This is a genomic window from Aromatoleum sp. (genome assembly GCF_035254505.1).
Lineage (GTDB): Bacteria > Pseudomonadota > Gammaproteobacteria > Burkholderiales > Rhodocyclaceae > Aromatoleum.
On the sequence record NZ_DATFAO010000092.1, the window covers coordinates 81,185 to 106,299 of the forward strand.

Here is a 25,115-nt window from a genome sequence, read left to right on the forward strand (position 1 = left end):
TCGGGCTCCTACTGCGCGGGGGTCAGCGCGAGCACGCGCAAGGGGCTGCCTGAACCGTTGCGGATCTTCAGCGGCGCGGCGAAGATCACGGCCCCCTGGGCCGGCAGTTGGTCGAGATTGGTGAGGCACTGCAGGCCGTAGCGGCTGTTGCCGTGCATGTAGTAGTGGCAGGGGTAGGGCGGGTTCAGGTGATGCGCCTGGCCGGCATCGGTGCCGATCGATTCGGTGCCGAAGCCGTGCACCTTGCGCTCGCGGATCAGCCAGGGCACGACCTCGGCGTCCGGTCCGGGCGAGTGAGCCCCGTCCGCCGCCATGTTGAGATATTCCTTCGGCGTGGTCCGCTTCGACCAGTCGGTGCGCAGCAGCACCCACGAGCGCTCGGGGATGCTGCCATGCTTGTCTTCCCAGGCCTTGACGTGCTCGATCGTCAGCAGGAAGTCCGGGTTGGCGGCGGCTTCCTGCGACACGTCGATCACGCAGGCGGCGGCGATGCAGTGCTCGATCGGCAGCGAATCGACGGCGTTGTCCGGCAGGTCCTTGCCGCTCACCCAATGGATCGGCGCGTCGAAGTGGGTGCCGGTGTGCTCGGACATCGAGAAGTTGTTCCAGTACCACGCTGGGCCGCGCTCGTCATAGCGGGAGATTTCCTCGATGCGGAAGGGCCAGGGCTGGCCGAACTCGGGCGGGAGCTGGATGATCGGGAATTCCGGGGTCAGCGTCTGCGTGAGGTCGACCAGTTTCAGTCGGCCCGACAGCAGTTCGGCGAGGAATTGGCTCAGGATGGGATTCGGGATGGGGTTGGTCATGTTCTTTGTTCTCCGGGGGGGGGGAGTTACTGGCCGACTCAGGTGTCCACTCAGTTGCCAACTGAGTCACCCAACTCGCGCTCGACGGCCTTGCGGTTCTCGCGCAGGCGGGCGCGGAGTTCTTCCGCGATGTCGCCAACATAGACGTCCTCCAGGCCCTCCTGCAGGCCTTTGACGATGGCCTTCGCCACTGCGGAGGGCGCGAGCTTGGGCGGCGGGGTGAGCTGTTCCCATTCCTCGTCGATGGGGCCGGGAAAGACGTTCATCACGCGCACACCGGCGCCGCGCAGTTCGGCGCGCAAGGTCTGGGACGCCGACAGCGCCGCCGCTATCGAGGCCGACCAGGCGCCGCGCTCGGGCAGGGCGGCGAAGGCGTGGATCGACAAGACGTTCACCCAGGCGACGGCGTTATTCGTGCCGTCCGCAGCGCGAAAGCTCATGCCGGGACCGAAGGCCTGGGCGAGGCGCATCAGCCCGAGCACGTTCACCTCCATCGCGTCGCGGGCGAGGTTGATGTCCTTGCGGCCGACGATGCCGCCGTCGCGCATGTGAGCCGCGGTATTCACGAGGATGTCGACCTTGCCGCCAATCGAGGCCGCGAGGCGGTCGACGGAGTCGGTGTCGGTGACGTCGAGTTCGACGGCCTGGATGCGTTCGTCGGATGCAACCAGGGCGTCGAAGGCCGGCACCGTCTTCCAGGTCGAGGAATCGCAGAGGAAGACCGTGCTGGCGCCAGCCTCCAGCATCGCCTTGGCCACCCCCATGCCGACGGCCGACTTGCCGTCGGTGACCAGCACGCGGCGGAATTCCGGATCGCAGGTGGATTCGCGCAGCTGCGGGGAATCATTCATGTTCGGGGTGTCCTTTTCGGGAAGCGCGTGCAGCACCGCCTGGCCGCTGCGGTCGAGTTTGAGCGCGAGGCGCACGCGGACGTCGCCTTCGCCCGGTTCGCTGCAGTCCTCATGCACGTGGGCGACCACCGAGGGGCCGGCGTTCATCTTCACGGTGCCGACGCGCCAGGGCAGGCGTTCGCGGAAGTAGAGGTCGTTGCTGTGGCGCAAGGTCGTCGTTGCGATCAGTTCGCCGTGGTTGTCTACGGGCTTCCAGTCGAGTCGTTCCGACAAACAGCTGCCGCAGACCTCGCGCGGCGGGTACTGGACCGCGTTGCAGTCGGCGCACACCTGCAGCTCGAACACGCCTTCGGCTGCGGCGCGCGTGAGGCCGAGTGCGGCGCGGCTGCGCGGCCCCGGCGGCAGGGTGGCGAGCCGGGTCCGCTGGACGGGGTTCTTTTTTTTCGGTTTGGCGAGCGGCTCGGTCATCGCACATCTCCCCGTTCGAGGACCGCCGCGCCCGAGCACAGGCCGCGGTCGTAGTTGATCATGCCGAAGCCGGAGACCAGGCCGATGCGGGCGCCTTGTACCTGGGTGTCGCCCGCGCGGCCGGTGAGCTGGCGTAGCGCCTGCACCAGCCCGAGATAGCCGCCGGCCGCCCCCGCCTGGCCGACCGACAGCTGGCCGCCCGAGGTGTTGAAGGGAAACGACCCGTCAATGGTGAAGCGATGTTCGCGCACGAAGGTGGGCCCTTCGCCCTTGGCGCAGAAGCCGAGGTCCTCGAACTGCAGCATGTTGATCACCGGGTAGTCGTCGTAGGTCTCGACGAAGTCGACGTCGGCGGGCGCCACGCCGGCGTGCTCGTACAGCGCGTCGCGGTCCATCGCCCAGCCGCCGCGGAACTGGATCGGATCTTCGGGGAAGGCGTTGTGGCGCTCGATCGTCGAGCGGATGCGCACCATGGGCAGCTTCAGCGCGCGGGCGCGCTCTTCCGTCATGACAAGATAGCCTTCGGCGCCCGCGCAGGGCATTACACAGTCGAAGAGATGGATCGGGTCGGTGATCGGCCGCGCTTCCAGGTACTGGGCCAGCGTCAGCGGCTTCTTCATCAGCGCGTGCGGGTTCTTCAGCGCGTTGTCGCGCTGGGCGACGCAGAGCTTGCCGAAGTCCTCGCGCGTGGCACCGTACTGATGCATGTAGTGGTCGGTGAGCAGCGCGAAGCTCGCGTTGGGGCCGCCCGCGCCGTAGGGATAGACCGCGTCCTGCGCAAAGCGCGAGAACTGGCTGACCGTGTTGCGGAAGGAATCCACGTGGTTGGTGTCGCCGGCGATGCAGGCGACGATCTCCGCGTCGCCCGCCTGCACGGCGCGCGCGGCCCGGCGCAGCGCGACGACACCGGAGGCGCCGCCCATCGGTATGTGGTCGAGCCAGCGCGGACTCATGCCCAGATGCTGCATGAGGCCGACCGCAGTGTCCGGCCCGAGGGTGAAGCTGGAGACGCAGACACCGTCGACATCGCTCTTGGCGAGGCCGGCGCCGCGGATCAGTTCGGCCAGCGCGCGACCGAGCCACCAGTGTGCGCTGTGGGTCGAGTAGCGCACGTAGGGGATCGTGACCGGCACCGCAGCCACGACGCCGTCGTAGCCGAGCCGGGGGCGCGGGGGGAGGGTGAGGCTCACTTGGATTCCCCCTGGCGTTTCTTCATCGCGCAGGTGTTCACGCAGGCCGGGCCGCCGACGAGCGTCGGGGCGAGGGTCTTCAACTCGCCGCGCTGGATCTTGTTGGTCGTCGTGAGCGGCAGCGCCTCGACGAAGGCGACGTAGCCGGGCGCCTTGTAGTACGCGAGCCGCGACAGCGTCCAGGCGACGAGCTCGGCCGCGGCCGCTTCCATCGCGCCGTGGTCGGCGGGGGGCTCGTGCGGGACGACGAGTGCCATCACCTCGTCGCCGCGCACCGCGTCAGGCACGGCCGCGACGGCGACCGACTTCACCAGCGGATGCTGCTGCAGCTCGGCCTCGACTTCCACCGCGGCGATGTTCTCGCCGCTGCGGCGGATGACGTTCTTCTTGCGGTCGACGAAGTGCAGGTAGCCGTCGGCGTCGCGGCGCACGATGTCGCCGGTGTGGAACCAGCCGCCCGCCCAGGCTTCGTCGGTCGCGGCCTCATCCTTCAGGTAGCCCGCGAGAAAACCGTAGCGCGGGTCGTCGCCCGCGTGACGCACGAGCAACTCGCCCTGTTCGTCGGGGCCGGCCTCATTGACCTTGCCTGCGCCGTCATCCTTGACGATGCGCACCTGCACGTCTTCTCCTTCCTTGCCGAAGCAGGACGTGCCGATCTGGCGCGGCTCCCGGTTCGCGATGATCACCGCGCCGGCCCCGGTCTCGGTCATCGCCCAGGCTTCCAGCAGCGGGAAGCCGAAGCGTTGCTCGAACGCGCCGTGCAGGGTGCGATCCACGCCCGCACCGAAGCCGAAACGCACGCAGTGATCGCGGTCTGCGGGGTTGGGCTCGGCCTTCATCAGCATGGCCGGCATCACGCCGAGGTAATGGACGACCGTCGCGCGCGACTCGCGCACGCTCGCCCACCAGCTCTTCGGGTGGAAACGATCGAGCGGGATCAGGCAGCCGCCCGTCATCACCATCGCCATCGCCGAGTAGGCCATCGCGTTCATGTGCACGAGCGGCAGCGGCGTGATCATGCGTTCCTTGCCGGGTTGCAGCGTCGCGAGCCCGCCGACGGTGGCGTACCAGTGGCCGGCGTGCAGGAAGTAGCGGTTCGGCAGGATGCAGCCCTTGGGCCGGCCGGTGGTGCCCGAGGTGTAGAGCAGCGCGCACTCTGTGAGTTCGTGCGGCGCGGTGTCCCCGAGCGGTGCCGGGAAGGCGGCGGGCGGCGGCGCGTCCTCGGCTGCCATCACTTTGAACGGGCGCCGGGCCGCATCGGCGGCGGCGAGCAGATCCGCGTGGCGCTGCGGCAGTGCGACGGCGAGGGCGATCTCCGAGTGGCCGATCAGGTATTCGAGCTCGGCGGCGCGCAGGTCGGGGTTGATCGGCACGACCGAGACACCGAGCGCGTTGAGTGCGAACCAGTGCAGGAAGAAGGCCGGGCGGTTTTCGAGCAGCAGGCCGACCCGGTGACCGTGGCCATAGCCGGCGGCGGCGTAGGCGGCGCGCAGCGATTCGATGCGTTCGGCGGCGTCGGCGTAGCGCAGTTCGCCGGCGGCGATGCCGTAGATTTCGGATGTCTCCGGCAGGATGCCGAGGAAGGGCTGCTTCGCCCAGCGCTCCGCGGCGAGGGAGAAGGCCTGGTGGACGGTGTTTGCCAAGGCGTTCTCCGGCTTACATGAAGAGCTGGATGTTGCCGAAGGCCGCATCGCAGTTCACGAGATCGACGCGCTTGAGGCGGATCTTGAGGGCGCCGTCGGCCTCGACGAGGTGATGCGTGGTCCAGCCGACGTAGAGCGTCTGCTTGTCCTGCCGGGTTTCGACGTAGTGGAAGGCGGTGCGGACCACGTGCTCGCCCTTGGCCGGATCGCTGGATTCGATGGTCGGCGCCTGCAGCAGGTGGTGGCAGCGGCTCTTGGGTTGTTGCGAGAAGGTGCGCTGGCCGGCGAGGCGTTCGATGCGTACGCGCAGCAGCAGTTTGTCTTCGTACAGCAGCGAGGTGTGGAGCCGGGGATCCTGCTGGTCGTGCGCGAGCGGCATCCAGTAGTAGGCGTCGTCGGTGAAGAGGTCGAGCCAGTCGTCGAAACGCTGTTCATCGAGCATGCGGGCTTCGGCGTAGACGAAGTCCGTGAGGGTCTGGGCGGTGATCGGGGTCATCGTATTGTCCTTGTGCGCGTGTCGGCGGGCGTCGCTCAGTCGGAGTCGGTCGAAGGCGGTGCGGGAGATCGGGACGGGTGCGGCGTTTGTTCCGTCGGGCTGCGGAACTCGCCCTTCGGGCTCAGACAGTCCTCGCCCGGCTCCACAAACGCCGCACCCATCCCTTGCCTCGTCCACTTCCTAGATGCTTTCGGTCATGTACTGGAGCCATGCGCGGAACTGGGCGCGCATCTGCATCTCGTTGGTGCCGTTGGTCACGACGTTCTTGCGATCCTTTTCGGCCGGGTCGTAGAGACGGCCGATGTTGATCCAGTCGCGGCCGCGGGAATGCAGGCCTTCCTGCGCACGCTCGTACACTTCGAGGTCGTCATGGCCGACCACCGACGTGGGTGCATTGATCAGGCGGTTGTACATGGTGGTGCGCTCCAGCAGCATGTCCGGCGCGCCGACGAGGCGGAAGGTCCAGGACTCGACCAGGGTCTTGTCGACGGCGATCGGCTTGAACAGGCGCAGGGTCTGGATCGGTCCCTTGATCATGATGTTCGGCCAGTACACCGTGTTGTGGCGGACGTCGTTGAGGATCTGGTGGGCGCGGTCTTCGCCGTAGGCGGCGACCATCTGGTCCCAGTAGCCGGGGACGGCGGAGTAGGCGGCGTGGATCGAGTTGCTCACGCCAGTGTGGCCGTGGCCGTTCTCCCACACGCGGATGCCCATGCCTTCGAAGAATTCATAGGGCGACATGAAGGGGGCGAAGAGTTCGACCGCCATCGGCTTGGGCGTGCCTTCCGGCGCCTCGTTCCAGACGCGTACCGCAGTGCCGGCGGAGGATTCGTGGGCGACCATCGGGTGGCAGGTGTCGGTCTGGTTATCGACCAGCATCTTCCAGTTGCAGTTGTGCATGTAGCGCAGCACGCCGCCGGCGACTTCGAGTCTGCCCTCGGGCGAGCGATCGACCATGTTGTCGATGGTGGAGAGCGACTGGCCGAAGTACTCCTCGAAGCTCGGGCCGCCCGGGTTCAGCCGGCAGAACACGAAGTCGCGGTAGACCTTGACGTTGCGCACCGGGGCCATGCCCTCACGCGCCTCGCAGCTTTCGAAGCCGGTGTTCTCGTAGCCCTTCTTCAGCGGGATCGCGAGCAGGCTGCCGTCGGTCTTGAAGGTCCAGGCGTGATAGGGGCAGCGGAAGAACTTCCCGGTGTTGCCGCAGCCCTCGCCCGCGACCTTCACGCCCTTGTGCGGACAGCGGTTGTAGAGCACGCGGACGCTGTCATCGCTGTGGCGCACCATCACCACCGGCTCGGTGCCGACGGTCGTCGTGTAGTAGTCGCCCTTGTTCGGGACCTGGCTCGCATGGCCGACATACACCCAGGTGTTGGCGAACAGGTGCTCCATCTCCAGCTCGAAGAGCTCCTGGTCGATGTAGGTGTCCTTGTGCACCTCGGTGTCGCGCACGAGCGCACGGATAGCGTCCGGATTGCCGCGGTATTGGCTCATTGCTGTCCCCCTTCTTGTTTAGAGATCGAGCACCAGACGCGGCGATTTCGCCCGCGAGATGCAGATCTGGATCAACTTGCCGCCCGCCTTCTCGGCGTCGGACAGGAAGTAGTCGCGGTGCTCCGGCACGCCTTCCAGCACCGCGCACGTGCACACGCCGCATTCGCCGCGCTTGCAGTCGTACATCGGGTCGCAGCCTTCGGCCTCCAGCACGTCGAGGATGGTCTTGTCGGCCGGGATGGTGAGCACCTTTCCGGATTGCGCGAGCGTCACTTCGAAAGCCTGATCACCCGCGATCGGCGCTGCGGTGGCGAAGAGTTCGAAATGCACGCGTTCGGGTGGCCAGCCGCGCGTCCGGGCGCCTTCGATCACGGCGTCGATCATTCCCTTGGGACCGCACACATAGAGGTGCTGGGCCGGGTCGAGACCGTCGAGGAGGGAGCTGATGTCGAGGCGGCTGGCGGCATCGTCGTCGGCATGCACGAAAAGCGCGTCGCCGGCGAGCGCCGACAGCTCATCGACGTAGGCGAGCTGCTCGCGGCTGCGGCCGCTGTAATGCAGCACGTAGGGACGGCCGGCCGCCTGCAGCGAAGCCGCCATCGCCGCGATCGGCGTGATGCCGATGCCGCCGGCGACGAGCACGATGGGGCGCTCGCCCGGCTCGGCAGCGTGCAGGGGGAAATCGTTCTTTGGGCCCGCCACCCGGACGGTATCGCCCACGGCAAGTTGGTGCATATGGCGCGAGCCGCCGCGGCTGCCATCCTCAAGGCGGATGCCGAGGCGATAGGCGAGGGGCGCGTCGAAGGCGGCTGCATCCGGGTCGAAGGAGACGAGCGAATAGCAGCGCGGATCGGCGAGGCCGGGAATGCTCACCTGCAGGTGGGCGCCGGGGGTGAAGGCAGGGAGTCCACTTCCGCCCGGTGCCCGCAGGTGAAGGCTGCGGATCAGCGGCGTTTCCGCCGTGATCGCGGTGATCGTGAGTTCCAGTTCCGGCATTTTCGTCTCCTCCATTTTTGTCGTGTTGCGTCCGTCTTCGCGGATCAGGCAGCTTGGCGAGCCATCGGCGGACTGCCGGCCGCGTGGTGCCGGAGCAGCATCGCGAGCTGGGCATCGAGTTCGCGGCCCTGCTCGTCGGCCATCGCCGCTTCGAGCAGCTTGTGCAGTGTGGCGGCCGCCTGTGCCCGGCCGGCGAGCTCGTCCGCGGCCTGCATCAGCGCCGCGAAGCGCTTGTCGCCGCGATCGTGCGTGCCGCTGTAGCCCTTGACGATGCGGCGGCAGTGCAGTATTTCGACGGCGAGGTCGTAGTCGCCGGTCTCGGCAAGGCGCACGACGCGTCCGAGCCATTCGCGCTGCTGCGCGGTTTCGATCTCGTGGCGCAGGAGACTGCGGCGGAAGCGGCGCAGGCCGGCCACGGTGTAGAGTGCGAGGAACCACGTCAGCGTGCCGCTTTGCACCCGGCGGCCGTGCTCCATCTTGCGTTTGACGAAACCGCCGATCGTCTTCGAGTGTTCCAGCCAACGGCCGAGCCCGGCCGGCAGCGTGCCGCAGATTTCCTCGAGCCGCGGATGCATGAACTCCGTCGTGTAGACGAGCTGGTCCGCCTTGGCGCCAACCTCCTCGCGCACGCGAGCGAAGCGGCTGCCGCGGGTCTTGAGATCGGCGACCCGGATCACGTCGTCGTAGCTCATCGCGACCGCGAGGCGGTGGGCGGCGGCCTGGGTCAGCGCCCATCCTTTCATGGTGCCGCCATGGCGTTCGTCGAGGGCACGCAGCTCGGCGCATTTCTGCACGTATTCGGCGGCGTAGGCGACGTCCTGGTAGTCGATCAGGCGCCGCACGCCGGCGACCAGCAGGCCATGGGTGACGGGCGGAAACTCCGCCTTGATCTTCCCGAGCAGCCGCTGCACCTCAGGATGCGCGGCGTGGTCGGGCACCGTCACCGACGGACGGCGCGTGTCGATCGCCGCGGGCACAGCTGGCGCCTGGGCGGCGGCCTCGAAGCCGAGCGCGAAGGCGCGCAGGCTGGGCTCCACCCCCTTGCTGCCGCCGCGGATCGTTGCCTCGAAAGCCTCGCGACCGAAAGGCAGCGCGCCCGATCCGGCGATCGCGCCGAAGAGGCTCGCCGAGATCACGCTGCCGGCCTGCTCTGCCAAGGCCTGCAGGTCGAGGGCGATCAGCCGCTTCGCCGCCTCGCGGCCCGCGTCGAGCACCGTGTTCGGGTCGCCGATGCCATTGCCGAGTGCGGCCTTCTCGGTCACCGAGTAACTGCGGTGCGTCGAGGTGATCAGGGTGCTGCGCTCGGGCGTCACGAGACCGCGCTGCATCGCGCGACCCGCTTCCATCAGCTCGGCGGCCACCACCAGGTCGATGTCGCCGGGCGTGGGCATCATCGCGAGGATCGGCGGCCGGCCCGCCGCCGCGGCGGCCGACTCCGGCAGCAGTTCGAGGTAGTAGATCGTCGCCCCGGTGCGCTGGGCGACGCCCGGCACCGAGGTGGTCTGCGCCCACCAGCCGGCGTGCTCGGCCAGCTCGACGATCCAGTCGGCGAGCACACCGCCGCCCTGGCCGCCCATCGCGAGGACGGCGATCTTGATGGGGGTGCCCGGGTGAAGAAGGGTCTGGTTCATGTCGGCTTGCTCTCTCACAGGGCGAAACGAGCGAGGCGCGCGGCACGCCGCCGCTGCAGCCAGCCGATCACTGCGCCGCGCACTTTGGCGAGAAAACGGTCGGTGCCGCTCGGGTTGTGGATGATGTCGGCGCGATAGAAGGACGGGCACAACACCGCGGCTTCGGCGACTTCACCGCAGTTGCCGCAGCCGACGCAGCTGTTGTCGACGTGCGCGACCGGGTCTTCCTTCAGCGGATCGCCGCTGTCCTTGACGGAGAGCGACGGGCAGCCGGACAAGCGGATGCAGGCGTGGTCGCCCGTGCACACATCCGGATCGACGCCGAAGCGCTCCTTCACCGCCCGCTCGCCCGCCTTGACCTTCTGCGCGAAGAGCGGCTTCTCGCGGCGCTGGCGGTTCAGCATGCACTCGGACTGGGCGATGATGACTTTGGGGCCGTCGGTCGTCGTCGTCAGCGCCTCTTCGAGCGTGTCGCGCACGCGAGCGACGTCGTAGGTACGGTCGATCGTGCGCACCCACTTCACGCCCGCGCCGCGGATCGCGGCCTCGATCGGGTTTTTCGTCGCGCGGTCGGGGTTGTCGGCGCGCGAGGAGAGGATGTCCTGGCCGCCGGTCGCCGACGAGTAGTAGTTGTCGACGATGACGATCACGCCGTCGTTCTTGTTGAACACCGCGTTGGCGATGCCTGACGTGAGCCCGTTGTGCCAGAAGCCGCCGTCGCCCATCACCGAGATCGAGCGCTTGCCGGACTTCACGTTGAAGGCCGAACTCGACGCCGCGCCCAAGCCGTAGCCCATCGTCGTCGCGCCAAGATTGAACGGCGGCAGGATCGAGAAGAGGTGACAGCCGATGTCGCACGAGACGTGGTGTTCGCCGAGGTCCTGTTGCGCGAGCTTCATCGCGGCAAAGATCGGCCGTTCCGGGCAGCCCGTGCAGAAGCCGGCCGGACGCGGCGGCACGACCTCCGCGAGCGCCTTGACCTTGGGGTGGAAGGTGATCGGCACCGCGGCGGCTTTCGGTTTCGCAGCGGCCGTGGTGGCCGCCTCGTCGACCGCGACCGGCGCGTGGGTCGCGAGCGCTTCCGGCAACTGCGCCTTCAGGAAAGCCTCGATGCCCGCCTTCATCGCCGCGGTCGAGTATTCGCCGGCCATCGGTAGCACGTCCTTGCCGGACAGGAGCGTGTCGACGCGGTTCTTCCGCAGGATCGCGTGCAGGTTCTGCTCGATGTAGTCGGGCTGGCCTTCCTCGAGCATGAGCACCGCGCGCTTGCCCTGGCAGAACGCGACCACTTCCTCGTCGATCACCGGGTAGGTGACGTTCATCACGTAGAGCGGGATGCGGCTGTTGCCGAAACTGTCGGCGAGCCCGAGCAACTGCAGCGCACGGATCACGCCGTTGTAGAGCCCGCCTTGCAGGATCAGCCCAACCTCTTCGAAATCGCCGTCGAAGACCTCGTTGAGCTTGCGTTCGCGGATGAACTCGACCGCTGCGGGCCAGCGCCGCTCGATCTTCTCGTGCTCGTGCTGGAAGGACGCCGGTGGCAGCACGATGCGGCTCGTGTCGCGCCGCGGGTTCGCGAGCGCCTCCTTGAGCGTGTAGCGCGGCCGACGGTTTTCCTTCGTGACGAAGCGACCGTGCACGTGGCAGGAGCGGATGCGCACCTGCAGCATCACCGGCGTATTGCTCGCTTCCGACAACTCGAACCCGTCCTCGACCGACTTCACGATCGACTCCAGGTTCGGCCGAGGATCGAGCAGCCACATCTGCGATTTCATTGCGAAGGCGTGCGAGCGCTCCTGCATGATCGAGGAGCCTTCGCCGTAATCCTCGCCGATGATCACCAGCGCACCGCCCGTGACCCCGCCCGAGGCGAGGTTCGCGAGCGCGTCCGAGGCGACGTTGGTGCCGACCGTCGACTTCCACGTCACCGCGCCGCGGATCGGGTACATCACCGACGCCGCCAGCATCGCCGCGGCGGACGCTTCCGAAGCGCTGGTCTCGAAATGGACGTCGAGCTCCTCGAGGATCTCCTTCGCGTCCGCGAGCACGTCCATCAGATGCGAGATCGGCGAGCCCTGGTAGCCGCCGACATAGCCTACACCCGACTGCAGCAGCGCCTTGGTGATCGCGAGGATGCCCTCGCCGCGGAACTCTTCGCCGGCGGGGATCCGCAGCTGCTGGACCTCTTTCTTGAACGATCGCTCAGCCATGGCGCACCGCCTCGGTCGAGCGGAGCGAGCCTGCAGCCTTGCTCCTCGCACGACTGCGCGAGGACTCTTGTTGGGGGTGATGCATTGATGCGTCTCCTGTTGTCCGGAGCGTCATCGCGCGATGCGTTGCCTTCTTGATCGGGCTCGTCGATCGCACGTCGTCTCGTTGAGAAAACTTTATGTATGAACGATTCTCCTGTCAAGAAGAAATATGAAATTTCATGGATTATGTTTTTATATGCGTAAAATCAGCTTCTTGCAACGCATCTTATTGATGCAATGCACCACGTCAGAGGTAGCGTCGCGGCTGGAAAAGGCCGCCTTGACCCGCAGCCGTTGCGCCATGCGCCAGACGCACTTATCGTGAAACCACCACCTATTGGGTTTCTCGGAGAGATCGGACGTGAGTGAGGATTCGGCACAGGACAGCTTTGACGAGAGCGGAGAAGAGGCGCCGGTGCGGTTCGTCGATAACTACCTTGCTTACTTGCTGGCCCAGGCGAGCAGCCGTATTTCGCGGGAGTTTCATCGCGAGGTCGAAGCCACAGGACTCTCGATCACCGAGTGGCGGGTCCTAGCGAGTCTCGAGGGCAGCACGGGCGAGAGCATCGGCGTGCTCAGCGAACTCACGCTTACCAAGCAGCCGACCCTCTCCAAGGTGGTCCAGCGCATGGAGGCCGAGGGCCTCGTCGCGCGCACCGGTGCGCTGAAGGACCGCCGCCAGACGGTCGTACGCATCACCGCCAAAGGCCACCGCGTCACCGAGGCGCTGCGCGAGCGCGCGAGGCGTCATCAGGAAGCGGTGCTGGAGCCCTTCGGGCAAGACAACGCCCGCATGCTCATCACGATGCTGAAGGACCTGCTGGCCTTGCACCCTGCGCAGGGCGTGACGGACGAAAAGGACTCACGCGTTTGAATTCCGGTGTTGCGTGTTATGGTTGCTGAAGGAAAAGTTTAGATATAAAGTAAAACGGTAATACAGGATTCCGCCAAGAGAATCCGAGGCTCGTAAGTACCCGAGCAGAAAATGATAAGACCGGAAATGTCCATAGAAGACATGGGTCCCACCCCAATGTGAGACAGAGCATCGCCATGGTGCATGTGAACCCGTCGCAAGCCGCCCCGCCTTCCTCGCGGGAGTTGCTGAGCGCGTTTCCGCTATTCCGTTCGACGGATCGCGAGCAGGTGAGGGCGGAGGTGTCCCGCGTCTTTTGCCCGCACGAGCTGGAGCCGCTCGACACGAGGCAGCCGCTCCATACCGTCCACAATCTGGTGAAGCTGGGCGAAACGGCACTCAACTACCTGACCTACGGGTCCGACGTAATGATCCTGCCCGGGAGCCTCGACCGCTTTTACTTGGTCCAGTTGCCGCTCACGGGCTCCGCGCTGGTGACATCCGGCAATGAATCGGTCGAGTCCAATCCGTGCTCGGCCGTGATCCTGAATCCCGACGAGCGGATCCGGATGCGCTGGAGCGGCGAATCCGGGCAGCTGCTGTTGTGGATCCCGCGGCGCTCGATCGAACGGCGGTTGACCGAGATCCTGGGCGAAGCGCCGAAGCAGCCGCTGCGCTTCGACGTCGAGTTGCGGCAGAGCGCCGGGATGACGAGCGCGTGGTGCACGATGCTCAAGGATCTCGCGCGCAACATCGACGAGAACGGCATCGACTGGCTGCGCTTCCGCCCGGCGGTGAGTTCGCTGGAGGACTGCCTGATCCGCGGCCTCATCTACCAGCAGCCGCACAACTATTCGGAACGACTGCTGAAGCCGGCCCTGCCGGCACATTCCCGCCAACTGCAGCGCGCGCTCGACTACATCGACTGTAGCGCGCTGGTCACCGTCGCCGATATCGCCCAGCACGCCCACCTCAGCGTGCGCGCTCTGGAAGAGGGCTTCCGCAAGCATTACGGCACGACGCCGATGCTCTACCTCCGCGGCAAACGTCTCGACCAGGCCCGCTCGGCCATCGTTGCGAACGCCCTCGCGGGCTCGCCCGAAACGATCACCGAAATCGCCTTCCGTCACGGCTTCAACCACCTCGGACGCTTCTCGGCCTACTACCGGGAACGCATCGGCGAGTCGCCTTCGGATACCGCGCGGTCAGCCGTTCTGTCCGCCTGACGGACCTCCAGCAAATAGATCCTCGTCGATCCTCGTCAGGATCGTCCCATCGCTTTCGGCGTTCCGTCAGCGGCGGAGCCGCGTCGTCGTCAACCTGAAGCCGTCTTTTTCGTCCGCATTTGAACTCCGCGTTTTTCGGATACGACGAGCGCGGATTCCGGATAGAGCTGGATCCCTCCGATCGCGAAACTGAGCCCGTTGCTGCACACACAACGGAGCGAGACATGAAAGGCATCGAAGGGAAGGTTGCCGTCATCACCGGCGGGGCAACCATGATCGGCGAGGCCGTTGCGGCGGACCTCGTCCAGCGCGGGGCGAAGGTCGTCATCGCCGACATCAACGCCGAAACCGGCCGGAAGGTCGGGCGGGAGCTGGGGCCGGCGGCGCTCTTCCAGGCGACCGACATCACCGACGACGCGCAGATCACGGCCTGTGTCGCGGCGGCGGTCGAGCGCTTCGGCGGCGTCGATTTCCTCGTCAATTGCGCGTGCAGCTACGTCGATAACGGCGGCGCGTCGAGCCGGGCGGAGTGGCTGGCCTCGCTCGACGTGAATGTCGTCGGCGCCGCGATGATGATCCAGGCCTGCCGCCCCGAGATGGTCCGGCGCGGCGGCGGGGCGGTCGTTAATTTCTCGTCGATCTCGGCGGCCGCGGCACAAACCGGCCGCTGGCTCTATCCCGTCGGCAAGGCCGCGATCGTCCAGCTCACCCGCAACGCGGCGCTCGACCTTGCCGCCGACCGCATCCGCGTCAATGCGGTTGCACCGGGCTGGACCTGGTCCTCGGCCATCGCCGCGCTCTCCGGCAACGACAAGGCAAAGGCCGACCGCGTCGCCGCCGACTACCACATCCTCGGCCGGCTCGGCCTGCCCGAGGAAGTCGCCCAGGTCGTCACCTTCCTGCTTTCCGAGAACGCCAGCTTCGTGACCGGCGCCGAGTACGCCTGCGACGGCGGTTACGGCGCGCTCGGGCCGGAGGCGGCGACGCCCGCGATTCCGCGCCTGACCGGCTGATCCGGCCTCGATAACAACAACGCTTTCAAAAGCTACCCAAACCAAAGGAGACACGCATGACAAACAATAATGGCGGCCGCAGCATTGCCATCGTCGGCGCGGGACAGGCCGGGCTGCTGCTCGGGACGGCGCTGCTCGACCAGGGCTACGAGGTGACGCTCGTCACCAATCGGACGGCCCAAGAGGTCTGGAGTGGCAAGGTGCTCTCCTCGCAGTTCATGTTCGATCCTGCGCTGCAGATCGAGCGCGGCTGGAAGATGGCGCAGTGGGAAGCCGCCTGTCCGAAAGTCACCGGCGTGAATCTCTCCATTCCCGGCCCGGCCGGCCGGCCGGCCGTCGACTGGAACGCGAGCCTCTACGCCTGCGGCCAGTCCATCGACCAGCGCGTGAAGATGCCTGGCTGGATGAAGGAGTTCGAGCGGCGCGGCGGCGAATTGCGCATCGAGAATGTCGATATCCCCGAGCTCGAAGCGCTCGCGGCGCGCCACGAACTGGTCCTGCTCGCAGGCGGCAAGGGCGAGATCGTCAATCTCTTCGGTCGCAACGACGCGCGCTCGCCGGTGCGCCAGCCGATGCGCCAGCTCGCGCTGACCTACGTTACCGGGATGAAGCGCCACGACCGCCAGGAAAGCATCAACTTCAACCTGATCCCTGGCGTCGGAGAGTACTTCGTGTTCCCGGCGCTAACCACCCAGGGTAGCTCGGACACCCAGGCCTGCGACATCATGGTCTTCGAAGGCGTGCCTGGCGGCCCGATGGACTGCTGGGGCGACGTGAAGACGCCCGAGCAGCATCTCGAGAAGAGCCTGGAGATCCTCCGGACCTTCGTCCCCTGGGAATACGAGCGCAGCCGCGACTGCCAGCTCACCGACGCGAACGGCCTCATCGCCGGCCGCATCACGCCGACCGTCCGCAATGCGGTGTTGACCCTGCCGTCCGGCCGCAAGGTGATGGGTCTGGGCGATGCCATCCTCGTCAACGACCCGATCACCGGCCAGGGCTCGAACAACGCGACGAAGAGCGCCAAGCACTACTTCGACGCGATCCTCGCGCGCGGCCGCGGCGGCTTCGACGAAGCCTGGATGAACCGGACCTTCGACACGCTCTACGACGGCTACGCCGAAAAGGTCGTCCGCTGGACCAACAGCCTGCTTTTCCCGCCTCCGGCCTACATCGTGAAGCTGCTCGCGGCCGCCCAGCAGTCGCCCTCGCTCGCCTACCGCATCGCCAACGGGTTCAACGATCCCCGCGACTTCGCCGAGTACTGGTTCGACGAGGCGCGCGCCGAAGAGCTGATCGCCGCCGAGCTGAGCGTCGCGGCCTGAGCGCCGCAGTACCCCGAACGGAGAGAGCAGGATGAAAACGACAAGACACGCTGCAAAAAAGAAAGCAGCAAAATGCGTCGCGGCACTGGGCACGATCTCGGTCGCGATCCCCGCCCTGGCAACCCAAGGCACCTTCCCGCACGGCTATGGCGTCAAGGCCGAAGGCATGGGCGGCGTCTCGATCGCGCTGCCGCAGGACGCGCTCGTCGGCGCGAACAACCCGGCCGGCATGGTCGCGGTCGGTGCGCGTCTCGACCTCGGCGCAGCGCTCTTGAAGGTCGACAACGGCGCCCGTTTCGCCGGCGTCGATTACGACGGCAGCCACGACCGCAGCCTCTACCTGATCCCGCAATTGGGCTACAACTACATGCTGCGCGACGACACCTCGCTCGGCGTGTCGGTCGTCGGCAACGGCGTCGGTACCGACTACGACAACGACGCCAACATCGGCGGCATCGCAGGTCCGCGCTCCGAGCTCAAGCAGATGGTCATCACGACGAGCCTGGCGCACCGGCTGAACGACGTGCACTCGGTCGGCCTCGGACTGCTGCTGGCGCGCCAGAAGCTGAGCATCGGCGGCCCTGCCGGACTCGGCCTGCCGCAGGGCACCGACGAATCGACCGGTGCGGGCATGACGCTGGGCTGGATCGGGCAGATCACCCCTGCGCTGAGCCTCGGCGCCACCTGGTCGAGCAAGATCGACATGGGGCGCATGAACGAATTCGACGGTCTGCTGCCGGGCAAGGGCGACCTGAATGTGCCCGAGCATTACGGCGTCGGCATCGGTTACCGCAGCGGCCCGCTGACCCTCGGCGCCGACGTGCTGCGGATCAACTGGAGCGACGTCCCTGCCCTCGGCAACGACGGCGTCACGCAGGTGCAGCCGGGCAAGACGCCGGGCTTCGGCTGGAAGGATCAGACCGTGTGGCGCGTCGGCGTCGCGTACGCGCTCAACGAAGCCCTAACGCTGCGCGCGGGGTACAGCCACGGCACGCAGATCCTCGACCGTCGCGACACCTTCCTCGGCGTGCTCGCGCCGTCCGCCAATCGCCGCCACTACACCGTGGGTGCGAGCTGGTTGCTCGCCAAGGACAAGGAACTCTCGTTCGCCTACGCGAAGTCCCTGAAGGAGCGGGTCGACGGCAGCGGCCCCGCGCCGGATGGCATCACCGATCCCTACATGGGCCAGCACTGGCTGTCGGCAAGCCTGGGCATCCGCTTCTAAGGCGGCCCTTCAGAAGGAGACCCGAAATGACCGATCCCCGTCAATTCCGCGACGCGCTGGGCCACTTCGCCACCGGCGTCACCGTCGTCACCACGCGCGACGCGCAGCACCAACCGGTCGGCGTCACCGTCAACAGCTTCAGCTCGCTGTCCCTCGATCCGCCGTTGATCCTGTGGAGCCTCGCGAAGAAGTCGTACAGCCTCGCCGCCTTCGAAACCCACCCGGCCTTCGCCGTCCACGTGCTCGCAAGCGACCAGCAGGAACTCTCCAATTGCTTCGCCCGCGCCGGCGCCGACAAGTTCGCCGGTGCCACACCGCGCGAGGGCTTCGGCGGCGTACCGCTGCTGTCTGGCTGCGCCGCGGTCTTCGAATGCAGCATGGAGTTCCGTTACGACGGCGGCGACCACGTGATCCTCGTCGGACGGGTGCAGCGCTTCAGCACCCAGGAGCGTCCGCCCTTGCTCTTCTACCGCGGCCGTTACGCGACACCGGAAACGGAGGCCGCGCAGCCCTTCGCTGGCCTGCTGCGGGCGATGGCCGCCGCGGCGGCCTGAGGAGCGGGCGATGAGCAAGTCCGACGTCCTCATCATCGGCAGCGGCATCAACTCACTCGTGTGTGCCGGACTGCTGGCGAAGCGGGGCAAGAAAGTCCTCGTGCTGGAGCGCGACGCGGTGCTGGGCGGCTGCATCCGCAGCGAGCACTTGACCGTCCCGGGCTTCCTCCACGACACGATGTCCACGGCCCATCCGCTCTTCGTCACCTCGCCCGGCTACGCGGAACTCAAGGACGTGCTGCACGAGCGCGGCCTCGCGTACGGCAATAACGCCACCCCCACCGGCGTGCTGCTGCCGGACGGCCGCTCGCTCGTGCTGCACACCTCGCGCGACGCCAACGTGCGGGCGATGAACGCACTCGCCACCGGGGACGGCGACGCGTATGGCAACGCGATGAGCTTCGTCGAGCAGAACTCGCCGTTGATCTTCGCGCTCCTCGGCAACGAGCTGTGGAGCACGCAGGTCGGCAAGACGATGGCGGGGCGCCTGTGGAAGCAGGGGGCGCACGAGACGGTCGCCTTCTTCGGTCCCGCGATGCAAAGCTGCCGCGCCTGGCTGGAAACACAATTTCGTTCACCCGTGACGAAGGCGCTGCTGGCGCCCTGGGTCCTCCATACCGGGCTCGGACCGGAGAGCGCACTGTCCGCGCTGATGGCGAAGGTCGTCGCCTTCACGCTGGAAGCGGTCGGCCTGCCCATCGTGCAGGGCGGCAATGCACGGACCGTCGATGCCTTCCGCGCCTACATCGAATCCCGAGGCGGCGAATTCCACAGCGGCGCCGACGTCGAGGAAATCCTCGTCGAAGACGGCAAGGCACGCGGCGTGCGGCTCGCGGACGGACGGGTATTCGAAGCGAAGCAGGTGGTCGCCAACGTCACCCCGACCCAGCTCTACGGGCGGCTCCTCAGGAACGGCAGCGCCCCCGAGCCCTTGCGCCGCCAGGCCGCCGAATACCGCTACGGCAAGGGCAACATGCAGATCCACTTGGCGCTGTCGGCGCCTCCGCAGTGGCCGGAAGCGCACTTGCGCGACGTGATCTACCTGCATCTCACCGACGGCCTCGACGGCGTTTCGCGCGCCGTCAATGAAGCCGAGCGCGGCCTGCTGCCCGCCGAAGGGACGATTTGTGTCGCCCAGCCCTGCGCCGTCGATCCGTCGCGCGCGCCCGCGGGCCAGTGGGTGCTGTGGGTGCAACTGCCGGAGTGCCCGCGGCACATCAAGGGCGACGCCGCCGGTGAAATCGCGGCCCCCGCCGACGGCCGCTGGAACATCGACGTCGCCGAACGCTACGCCGACCGCATCGTCGCGAGAATCGCCCGTCAGGCGCCGGGTCTGGAGTCGAGCATCCTCGGCCGCAAGGTGATCTCGCCCGCCGATCTGGAGGCGATGAACATCAACCTCGTGGGCGGCGATCCTTATTCCGGCGAATGCAGCATCGACCAGTACATGTTCTGGCGCCCGCTGCGTGGCGTGAAGAACCACGCGACGGCGGTGAAGAACCTCTACCAGATCGGCGCCTCGACCCACCCCGGCCCGGGCCTGTCGGGCGCGTCGGGCTTCCACGTCGCCAACGCGCTCGCCAGGCCGTGAGGGGCAGGGCCGCGACCCATCCCAATCGAGCCTAACGCCTCAAAACGCTAGGCTTTTCTCATTCCCGCGGTTCGCCGCGTTCGTTGACGGTGATGGTGCGTCCGGGAGGCGCGGTCATCTGGACGCGATGATCCTGTCCCTGGAAGTTGTAGGTGACGTCCCAGTAGTCGGGTCGGGCCTGGCTGGGCACGTTGGCGCAGCGCCGCACGTCCTGGGTGCGGACTTCCCTGTCGCCGTAGTTGCGACCGACGTTGGCGCCCACCACGGCTCCGGCGACGGCACCGCCGGCCGTGGCGAAGTCCCGGCCGCGTCCGTCGCCGATCTGGTGGCCAAGGATGCCGCCGATGACGGCACCGGCGATGGCGCCCGGCGCGCTGGCATCGTTCCGATCCTGAACGACTTCCCTGCGCTCGACCCAGCATCGCTGCTCGGGCGGGCCGACCACGGCGCGCACGGCCAGCACGTCCGCCTCGTACAGGCGCTCGTCATCACGCCGGCGATAGTCTTGGTAGCTGGCGGGACCCGGTGCGCGACGGCGGTCGTCGAGATACGCGTTCCTGCTCGCCACGCGCACGGAGGTCACGCTGTTGTTCAAGCCCATCGCGGCCAGGGAAGGGTATCGGCCGGGCCGCAGGACGGCGCAGCGGCCGTTGAAGCGCTCGTCCTCGCAGACTTCCCATCGGCCGCTGAAAACGATGATCGACGAGGCGCGGTCGTTGAAGCCTTTGCGCCTGAGGTTGTTGATCTGTTCGTCGGTGCTGAAGGACTCGCCTCGAAAGTCTTCATGTGAGTAGAAGGTGATCTGTGGGGCCTCATTACGGTCGCGGTCCCTGCCCGCAGTGCGTACGGACGACACGCGATTGTTCAGGCCCATTTCGGCGAGCGACGGGTATTGGCCGGGGCGCAGGACGACACAGCGGCCGCTGAAGCCGACGTCCTCGCAGACTTCCCATCGGCCGCCCTGGACGATGACCGACGAGGCGCGGTCGTTGAAGCCGGTGCCTTCGAAGTTGCGGATCTGTTCTTCGGTCGTGAAAGAGCGGCCTTCGAAATCCTCTCGCCCGTAAAAGGTGATCTGCGCGGCCGCCTGCGTGGCGACAAGAATGCCGAGCGCCGCTAATCCGCTTCTCAATATGGCCGTCATGGGATGTCTCCTTTTCAGTCCTTCTTCGATAACGTGGCAATCGCGATCACGCACACGCCGCCGCCGATCAGCAGCCAGCCGACAAGGGGCGGAATCGAGACCGTATGCTTCTCTTCGGCGGTTGCCGAGATCGGTCCGATCTGAAGAATATTCTCGGTCGTCGTATAGCTGAAATGGTCATAGCCCAGCGCGGCTGCGCCCAGGACGATCAATACGACTCCGGTCATGAGGGTGGCTTTCATCTTGTGTCGATCCTCGAATTTGCGCCCGTTGGTGAGAATGTTGCCCCGTCTTCGGTGGCCTTCGGCGCTTCCGCCCCCGACCGGTGCCAGTTCGCCGCCGCGTCGGCACAGAATCGCGCAAGCTGCTCGAGCACGGTCTGCACGGCGAGATTGGCGGCAATGACGCCGCCGTAGGGTGTCTCGCTCGCAGCGGCAACGGTTTCGTCAAATTCGTGCAATGCCAATACTCGCCGCGACCGGTTGTCGACGAGGTTGGCGCGCAGCGTGAAACGGACGCGACTCGGCTGGCTGGTGAAATCGTGCTGCAGCCGTGTGATCTCGGTGTCGAGGCGAAGATCACCCGTCGCCGCGCTGGGCGTCAGCAGGACGGCGCGGAACGCCCCCCCCCGGGTCTCGACCGCGGAGACGATCAGCGGAGCGAGCATGCGCGCAGGGGTATCGACCCATTCGCTACGGGCAAAGTATTCGAGTTTGTGGGGTTCGCGGACATAGATGATGCGCTGGCTGTCGAAACCCGATGCCGCATGCGGCGGGTTGACGATGAGGGTGGGCTTGTCGATCGAAAACGTCGCCGGGGAGGCCGATGGTGAGCGCGCTTCGAGGTGGGCGTCGTCGAGCGAATAGAATCCTGGCGGGGGGGCGGCCGTCTGGCGTAGCGCGCTGCATCCTGGGGCGAGCGCCAGCAACAGAGCAAGCGCGCAAGTGCGCCGCGATCGTTTGTCGGATAAGCGGATCATCGTTGTGGTTGTCCCGTTGGTGTTGTTGTTGCCGACTCTCCCGGCCCGTCCGGCACCGGCGTGCGGCCGAACAGGATCCCGTTCGGGTTGCGCTCGGTTTGCTCGCTGAGCCGCCGTAGCGAGCCCGACAGCACACTGAGTTCCCCGAGCAGGCGTTCGAGTTCGGGCAGCGTTTCCTCGCTGAAGCGCTTCAGATCGGTTCCCACGGTGTCGACCGTCTTTCCGGCGCTGGCGCTGGTGCGGGCGACCTCGTCGCCCATCTTCTCGACGGCCGCGGCGCTGCGGCCGATGCGTTCGATCACGGGGCCGGCCTTTGCCGCGGCGCGTGCGCTGTTTTCGAAGGTGGTGGCCGCGCGGGCAATGCTTGCGTCGAGCGCCTCCTTGCGGGCCGCAATGGTGCGCGCGACGGTCGCGATGTCAGCCAGCGCGCTCGAGAACGCGGCCCGGTTTTCGTCGCTGAGGAGGGCATTGATGCTGTTTGAGGTGCTGTCGAGCTTCGCCAGCACGGAGGTGAGCACGTTCTCCAGCCGCGCGGCGAGCGAGGGCGTGGTGCGGATCACCGGATACCGATTTCCGGCAGTGGCGCGAAGGAGCGGCGCACTCGGCGTGCCGCCGCTGAGCTCGACATAGGCAATGCCCGTGAGGCCCTGCGTCTTCAGCACCGCGACGGTGTCCTCCTTGATGGGGGTGCCGCGTTCGATGGCGAAGGTCAGGATCACCCGGTTCGGGTCGCGTGGATCGAGCTGGATCTGCCGTACTCTGCCGACGTCGACGCCGTTGTATTTGACCGGCGCATTCAGGTTGAGACCGGCCACGGACTCGTCCTCGACCGCGAGATAGGGGTCGTATTTCTTCTGGAAGGCGCCGCCCGAGGCAAGCCACAGCACGACCGCCACGAGCACGACCCCGAGGACGAGCACGAACGCGCCGACGACCGCGTAGTTCACTTTGCTTTCCATGATGCCGTCCCGTTTTGCTCGTCTTGCGCGTGCGCCGCGCGGCCGCGCGGGCCCTCGAAGAATTTGCGGATGGTGGGCTTGTCCGATTGCGCGAGCTCGGACATCGAGCCGGTGCCTTGCACCGTGCCGTCGCCCAGGACAGCCACGCGGTCGGCCAGTTGCCACAAGAGATCGAGATCGTGGGTGATCATGACGATTGTCAGACCGAAGCGGTCGCGCAGCTTGCGCACGAGCCGGTCGACTTCGCCGGCGCTTTCCGGGTCGAGGCCGGCAGTCGGTTCGTCGAGGAACAGCAGCTCCGGGTCGAGCGCCAGCGCGCGGGCCAGCGAGGCCCGTTTCATCATGCCGCCGCTGAGTTCGGACGGGTATTGCGCGCCGACTTCCGGCGCGAGCCCGGTCATCGCGAGTTTCCAGGCGGCGATCTCGTCGATCAGCGCGTCGTCGAGTTCGGTGTGCTCGCGCAAGGGCAATCCGATGTTTTCATGCACCGTCAGCGATCCGAACAGGCCGCCATGCTGGAACATCACGCCCCAGCGCTGGCGCAGCGCGAGCGCGTCGCGGTCGACGTCGCCATCCGCAATCTTGTCCAGGTCGACGCCCAGCACGCGGATGGAGCCCGAGTCGGGACGCTGCAGCAGGATCATCTCGCGCAGCAGCGTCGACTTGCCGGAACCGCTGCCGCCGATCAGCGCGAAGATCTCGCCGCGCCGCACGTCGAGGTCGAGCTCCGAATGCACGACGTGGTCGCCGAAACGCGTCGACACCTTGCTGATCTCGATGACGGATTCGTCGCTTGATCTCGGGGAGGGCATGTCAAAGATCCAATGCGCTGAAGGCGACGGAAAACAGGGCGTCGGCGACGATCACGAGGAAGATCGATTGCACGACGCTACGTGTGGTCTGTCGCCCGACGCTGTCGGCACCGCCGTGCGTGCGGAAGCCCTGGAAGCAGCCGACCACGACGATGATGGCGGCGAACACCGGCGCCTTCCCGACGCCGATCAGGTAGGAGGTGACGCTGACGGCTTTGACGAGACGGTCGAGAAAGTCGTCCAGGCCCACGCCGAGTGTCGGGCCGGCCATGAACATGCCCCCGAACACGCCGAGCACGTCGGCGAACACGGTCAGCAGCGGCAGCGCGATGAGGAGCGCAAAGAACTTGGGGAACACCAGCATTTCCAGCGGCGGGATACCGAGCGTGCGCATCGCGTCGATCTCCTCGGTCACCGCCATCGTGCCGATCTGCGCGGCGTAGGCCGAACCCGAGCGACCGGCGACGATGATGGCCGTGATCAGGGGGGCGAATTCGCGCAGCATCGACAAGCCGACGAGGTCGGCAACGAAGATGTTGGCGCCGTACTGCCTCAGCTGGTTCGCGCCCTGATAGGCGACGACGACGCCGAGCAGGAAGGACAGCAGGCCGACGATGGGCAGGGCGTCGAATCCGGCCGTACGCACGTTGTACAGGATCGGTCGCCAGCGGAAGCGTGTCGGGTGCGCGATGCATTGGCGGAGCGCGAGCGCACATTCACCGACGAAGCTGAGCAACGCAAGGCCCTGTTCCGCAGCGGCTACGACCTGTCGGCCGAGCGCTGCAAGCATAGAGGGCGCGTGGGCGCGCGGCGGCAGGCTGCGTTCCGACTCGCCCATTTCATGCTGCATCGCTTCGAGCAGTGCGGCGAATTCCGGGCGCAAGTCGCGCAGCTCGACGGCACTGCCTGCCATGCGCAGCTGCTGCAGCAGGCTTTGCAGCACCCAGGCGCCTGCCGTATCGAGCGCCTCGATGCGCGCCCCATCGACGATCAGTTCCTCGCCGGCGGGGGTCGCCAGGCTGGAGAGTTGTACGGCGATTGCGCCCATCCCGCGTGCAGTCCAGGCCCCCGAAAGCGCGAACTCCTGCGGCGTCGGCCGGGCGATGGCGGCCGGTGCGGCCGGGACGGGATTCATCGATACCCTCGGGCCTGTGATTTTTCGCGACCACGACTCTTTCGGAAGTCGCGCGCCACGCGCAGATTGCCTTCCCAATTGCAGCCCATCGTGTCGCAGCGGTAGCGGTGCGTCGGCACGACGGTGCTCAGGAGCAGATCGATGAGGCGGCGCGGGATGCGGTACACGGAACCTTTGCAGCGCGGGCAAGTGCGGCCGCCCGTGCTATCGGAAGTGTCGTTGGGCTGTATGGTGCCGATCGGCGAACGCCGTGCATTCATGGTCGATTCCTGTGTTTTGGCAGGAGCGGCCGGGCGCGTCCGGTACGCGAGCGGGAAATGAGCGCGGTGGGGTAAAGATGGCTGCGTCGGCAAGTGCGATTGCCGATGCTTCTGCCGCGGTGCGCGCTCAAGGGATCGAGCTGCAGTGCGGGTCCGGCAGCGCCCGATGAGGCCGGAAGAGGTGGCGATACGGCGGGTCGCGACAGGGCGCG

23 protein-coding genes are annotated in these 25,115 nt (G+C 66.9%); 7 read left to right on the forward strand and 16 right to left on the reverse strand.

Annotation, left to right across the window (positions count from 1 at the left end; all coding sequences use genetic code 11):
• Nucleotides 1–8: 8 nt before the first annotated feature.
• The 9 genes from VJ673_RS19600 to VJ673_RS19640 form a co-directional block, all read right to left on the reverse strand.
• Complete coding sequence (locus VJ673_RS19600; RefSeq protein WP_324127850.1) at nt 9–806, reverse strand: cyclase family protein; 798 nt, start codon at nt 804–806, stop codon at nt 9–11.
• A 50-nt stretch (nt 807–856) separates the two neighbouring features.
• Nucleotides 857–2,125 (reverse strand): SDR family NAD(P)-dependent oxidoreductase, encoded by a 1,269-nt coding sequence (locus VJ673_RS19605; RefSeq protein WP_324127851.1) that lies wholly within the window; start codon nt 2,123–2,125, stop codon nt 857–859.
• Entirely contained in the window at nt 2,122–3,315 is a 1,194-nt protein-coding gene (locus VJ673_RS19610; RefSeq protein WP_324127852.1) for a thiolase family protein, read from the reverse strand. The genes VJ673_RS19605 and VJ673_RS19610 overlap by 4 nt, the downstream gene beginning before the upstream one ends.
• Complete coding sequence (locus VJ673_RS19615) at nt 3,312–4,958, reverse strand: AMP-binding protein (RefSeq protein WP_324127853.1); 1,647 nt, start codon at nt 4,956–4,958, stop codon at nt 3,312–3,314. The genes VJ673_RS19610 and VJ673_RS19615 overlap by 4 nt, the downstream gene beginning before the upstream one ends.
• 13 nt (nt 4,959–4,971) lie before the next feature.
• A complete protein-coding gene (locus VJ673_RS19620) occupies nt 4,972–5,454 on the reverse strand; it encodes an aromatic-ring-hydroxylating dioxygenase subunit beta (RefSeq protein WP_324127854.1) in 483 nt (160 codons plus the stop codon).
• Between the two features lie 180 nt (nt 5,455–5,634).
• Nucleotides 5,635–6,948 carry an aromatic ring-hydroxylating dioxygenase subunit alpha gene (locus VJ673_RS19625; RefSeq protein WP_324127855.1) on the reverse strand — a complete coding sequence of 438 codons (1,314 nt, stop codon included), beginning with the start codon at nt 6,946–6,948 and terminating at the stop codon, nt 5,635–5,637.
• A gap of 18 nt (nt 6,949–6,966) precedes the next feature.
• A complete protein-coding gene (locus VJ673_RS19630) occupies nt 6,967–7,944 on the reverse strand; it encodes a PDR/VanB family oxidoreductase (protein ID WP_324127856.1) in 978 nt (325 codons plus the stop codon).
• Nucleotides 7,945–7,988: 44 nt separating this feature from the next.
• Nucleotides 7,989–9,575 (reverse strand): indolepyruvate oxidoreductase subunit beta family protein, encoded by a 1,587-nt coding sequence (locus tag VJ673_RS19635; RefSeq protein ID WP_324127857.1) that lies wholly within the window; start codon nt 9,573–9,575, stop codon nt 7,989–7,991.
• A gap of 14 nt (nt 9,576–9,589) precedes the next feature.
• Nucleotides 9,590–11,785: an indolepyruvate ferredoxin oxidoreductase subunit alpha gene (locus VJ673_RS19640; RefSeq protein WP_324127858.1), complete on the reverse strand. Its 2,196-nt coding sequence runs from the start codon at nt 11,783–11,785 to the stop codon at nt 9,590–9,592.
• 403 nt (nt 11,786–12,188) lie between these two features.
• Between VJ673_RS19640 and VJ673_RS19645 the strand changes: the two genes are divergently transcribed.
• The 7 genes from VJ673_RS19645 (at nt 12,189) to VJ673_RS19675 (ending at nt 19,614) form a co-directional block, all read left to right on the forward strand.
• Nucleotides 12,189–12,701 carry a MarR family winged helix-turn-helix transcriptional regulator gene (locus tag VJ673_RS19645; protein WP_324127859.1) on the forward strand — a complete coding sequence of 171 codons (513 nt, stop codon included), beginning with the start codon at nt 12,189–12,191 and terminating at the stop codon, nt 12,699–12,701.
• 281 nt (nt 12,702–12,982) lie between these two features.
• Entirely contained in the window at nt 12,983–13,906 is a 924-nt protein-coding gene (locus VJ673_RS19650) for an AraC family transcriptional regulator (RefSeq protein WP_324127860.1), read from the forward strand.
• 224 nt (nt 13,907–14,130) lie between these two features.
• Entirely contained in the window at nt 14,131–14,919 is a 789-nt protein-coding gene (locus VJ673_RS19655; protein ID WP_324127861.1) for an SDR family oxidoreductase, read from the forward strand.
• Between the two features lie 56 nt (nt 14,920–14,975).
• Nucleotides 14,976–16,244 (forward strand): styrene monooxygenase/indole monooxygenase family protein, encoded by a 1,269-nt coding sequence (locus VJ673_RS19660; protein ID WP_324127862.1) that lies wholly within the window; start codon nt 14,976–14,978, stop codon nt 16,242–16,244.
• 31 nt (nt 16,245–16,275) lie between these two features.
• On the forward strand, nt 16,276–17,469 hold the full coding sequence (locus tag VJ673_RS19665) for an OmpP1/FadL family transporter (RefSeq protein WP_324127863.1): 1,194 nt from the start codon (nt 16,276–16,278) through the stop codon (nt 17,467–17,469).
• A gap of 26 nt (nt 17,470–17,495) precedes the next feature.
• The gene (locus tag VJ673_RS19670) at nt 17,496–18,023 is read left to right on the forward strand and encodes a flavin reductase family protein (protein ID WP_324127864.1); all 528 of its coding nucleotides are present in this window, start codon (nt 17,496–17,498) and stop codon (nt 18,021–18,023) included.
• Between the two features lie 10 nt (nt 18,024–18,033).
• On the forward strand, nt 18,034–19,614 hold the full coding sequence (locus VJ673_RS19675; protein WP_324127865.1) for a phytoene desaturase family protein: 1,581 nt from the start codon (nt 18,034–18,036) through the stop codon (nt 19,612–19,614).
• Between the two features lie 58 nt (nt 19,615–19,672).
• Here VJ673_RS19675 and VJ673_RS19680 read toward each other — a convergent pair whose 3' ends face one another.
• Genes VJ673_RS19680 through VJ673_RS19710 form a run of 7 tightly spaced genes read right to left on the reverse strand, consistent with a single transcriptional unit; the run spans nt 19,673 to nt 24,903 of the window.
• On the reverse strand, nt 19,673–20,758 hold the full coding sequence (locus VJ673_RS19680) for a beta/gamma crystallin-related protein (protein WP_324127866.1): 1,086 nt from the start codon (nt 20,756–20,758) through the stop codon (nt 19,673–19,675).
• A 14-nt stretch (nt 20,759–20,772) separates the two neighbouring features.
• Nucleotides 20,773–21,000 (reverse strand): hypothetical protein, encoded by a 228-nt coding sequence (locus tag VJ673_RS19685; protein WP_324127867.1) that lies wholly within the window; start codon nt 20,998–21,000, stop codon nt 20,773–20,775.
• On the reverse strand, nt 20,997–21,686 hold the full coding sequence (locus VJ673_RS19690; protein WP_324127868.1) for an ABC-type transport auxiliary lipoprotein family protein: 690 nt from the start codon (nt 21,684–21,686) through the stop codon (nt 20,997–20,999). The genes VJ673_RS19685 and VJ673_RS19690 overlap by 4 nt, the downstream gene beginning before the upstream one ends.
• Before the next feature lie 47 nt (nt 21,687–21,733).
• Complete coding sequence (locus VJ673_RS19695; protein WP_324127869.1) at nt 21,734–22,696, reverse strand: MlaD family protein; 963 nt, start codon at nt 22,694–22,696, stop codon at nt 21,734–21,736.
• Nucleotides 22,681–23,508, reverse strand: coding sequence for an ABC transporter ATP-binding protein (locus VJ673_RS19700; RefSeq protein ID WP_324127870.1), 828 nt, complete (start codon nt 23,506–23,508; stop codon nt 22,681–22,683). The genes VJ673_RS19695 and VJ673_RS19700 overlap by 16 nt, the downstream gene beginning before the upstream one ends.
• A gap of 1 nt (nt 23,509) precedes the next feature.
• Complete coding sequence (locus VJ673_RS19705) at nt 23,510–24,643, reverse strand: ABC transporter permease (protein ID WP_324127871.1); 1,134 nt, start codon at nt 24,641–24,643, stop codon at nt 23,510–23,512.
• Nucleotides 24,640–24,903, reverse strand: coding sequence for a hypothetical protein (locus tag VJ673_RS19710; RefSeq protein ID WP_324127872.1), 264 nt, complete (start codon nt 24,901–24,903; stop codon nt 24,640–24,642). The genes VJ673_RS19705 and VJ673_RS19710 overlap by 4 nt, the downstream gene beginning before the upstream one ends.
• Nucleotides 24,904–25,115: the final 212 nt, after the last annotated feature.

Excerpts from the sequence above, each read along its gene's own strand:
- VJ673_RS19635 (WP_324127857.1), bottom strand. The coding sequence starts at position 9,575 with ATGAACCAGACCCTTCTTCACCCGGGCACCCCCATCAAGATCGCCGTC.
- VJ673_RS19630 (WP_324127856.1), bottom strand. The coding sequence starts at position 7,944 with ATGCCGGAACTGGAACTCACGATCACCGCGATCACGGCGGAAACGCCG.
- VJ673_RS19695 (WP_324127869.1), bottom strand. The coding sequence starts at position 22,696 with ATGGAAAGCAAAGTGAACTACGCGGTCGTCGGCGCGTTCGTGCTCGTC.
- VJ673_RS19685 (WP_324127867.1), bottom strand. The coding sequence starts at position 21,000 with ATGAAAGCCACCCTCATGACCGGAGTCGTATTGATCGTCCTGGGCGCA.
- VJ673_RS19600 (WP_324127850.1), bottom strand. The coding sequence starts at position 806 with ATGACCAACCCCATCCCGAATCCCATCCTGAGCCAATTCCTCGCCGAA.
- VJ673_RS19670 (WP_324127864.1), top strand. The coding sequence starts at position 17,496 with ATGACCGATCCCCGTCAATTCCGCGACGCGCTGGGCCACTTCGCCACC.
- VJ673_RS19705 (WP_324127871.1), bottom strand. The coding sequence starts at position 24,643 with ATGAATCCCGTCCCGGCCGCACCGGCCGCCATCGCCCGGCCGACGCCG.
- VJ673_RS19605 (WP_324127851.1), bottom strand. The coding sequence starts at position 2,125 with ATGACCGAGCCGCTCGCCAAACCGAAAAAAAAGAACCCCGTCCAGCGG.
- VJ673_RS19640 (WP_324127858.1), bottom strand. The coding sequence starts at position 11,785 with ATGGCTGAGCGATCGTTCAAGAAAGAGGTCCAGCAGCTGCGGATCCCC.
- VJ673_RS19675 (WP_324127865.1), top strand. The coding sequence starts at position 18,034 with ATGAGCAAGTCCGACGTCCTCATCATCGGCAGCGGCATCAACTCACTC.
- VJ673_RS19620 (WP_324127854.1), bottom strand. The coding sequence starts at position 5,454 with ATGACCCCGATCACCGCCCAGACCCTCACGGACTTCGTCTACGCCGAA.
- VJ673_RS19680 (WP_324127866.1), bottom strand. The coding sequence starts at position 20,758 with ATGACGGCCATATTGAGAAGCGGATTAGCGGCGCTCGGCATTCTTGTC.
- VJ673_RS19625 (WP_324127855.1), bottom strand. The coding sequence starts at position 6,948 with ATGAGCCAATACCGCGGCAATCCGGACGCTATCCGTGCGCTCGTGCGC.
- VJ673_RS19655 (WP_324127861.1), top strand. The coding sequence starts at position 14,131 with ATGAAAGGCATCGAAGGGAAGGTTGCCGTCATCACCGGCGGGGCAACC.
- VJ673_RS19700 (WP_324127870.1), bottom strand. The coding sequence starts at position 23,508 with ATGCCCTCCCCGAGATCAAGCGACGAATCCGTCATCGAGATCAGCAAG.
- VJ673_RS19665 (WP_324127863.1), top strand. The coding sequence starts at position 16,276 with ATGAAAACGACAAGACACGCTGCAAAAAAGAAAGCAGCAAAATGCGTC.
- VJ673_RS19710 (WP_324127872.1), bottom strand. The coding sequence starts at position 24,903 with ATGAATGCACGGCGTTCGCCGATCGGCACCATACAGCCCAACGACACT.
- VJ673_RS19660 (WP_324127862.1), top strand. The coding sequence starts at position 14,976 with ATGACAAACAATAATGGCGGCCGCAGCATTGCCATCGTCGGCGCGGGA.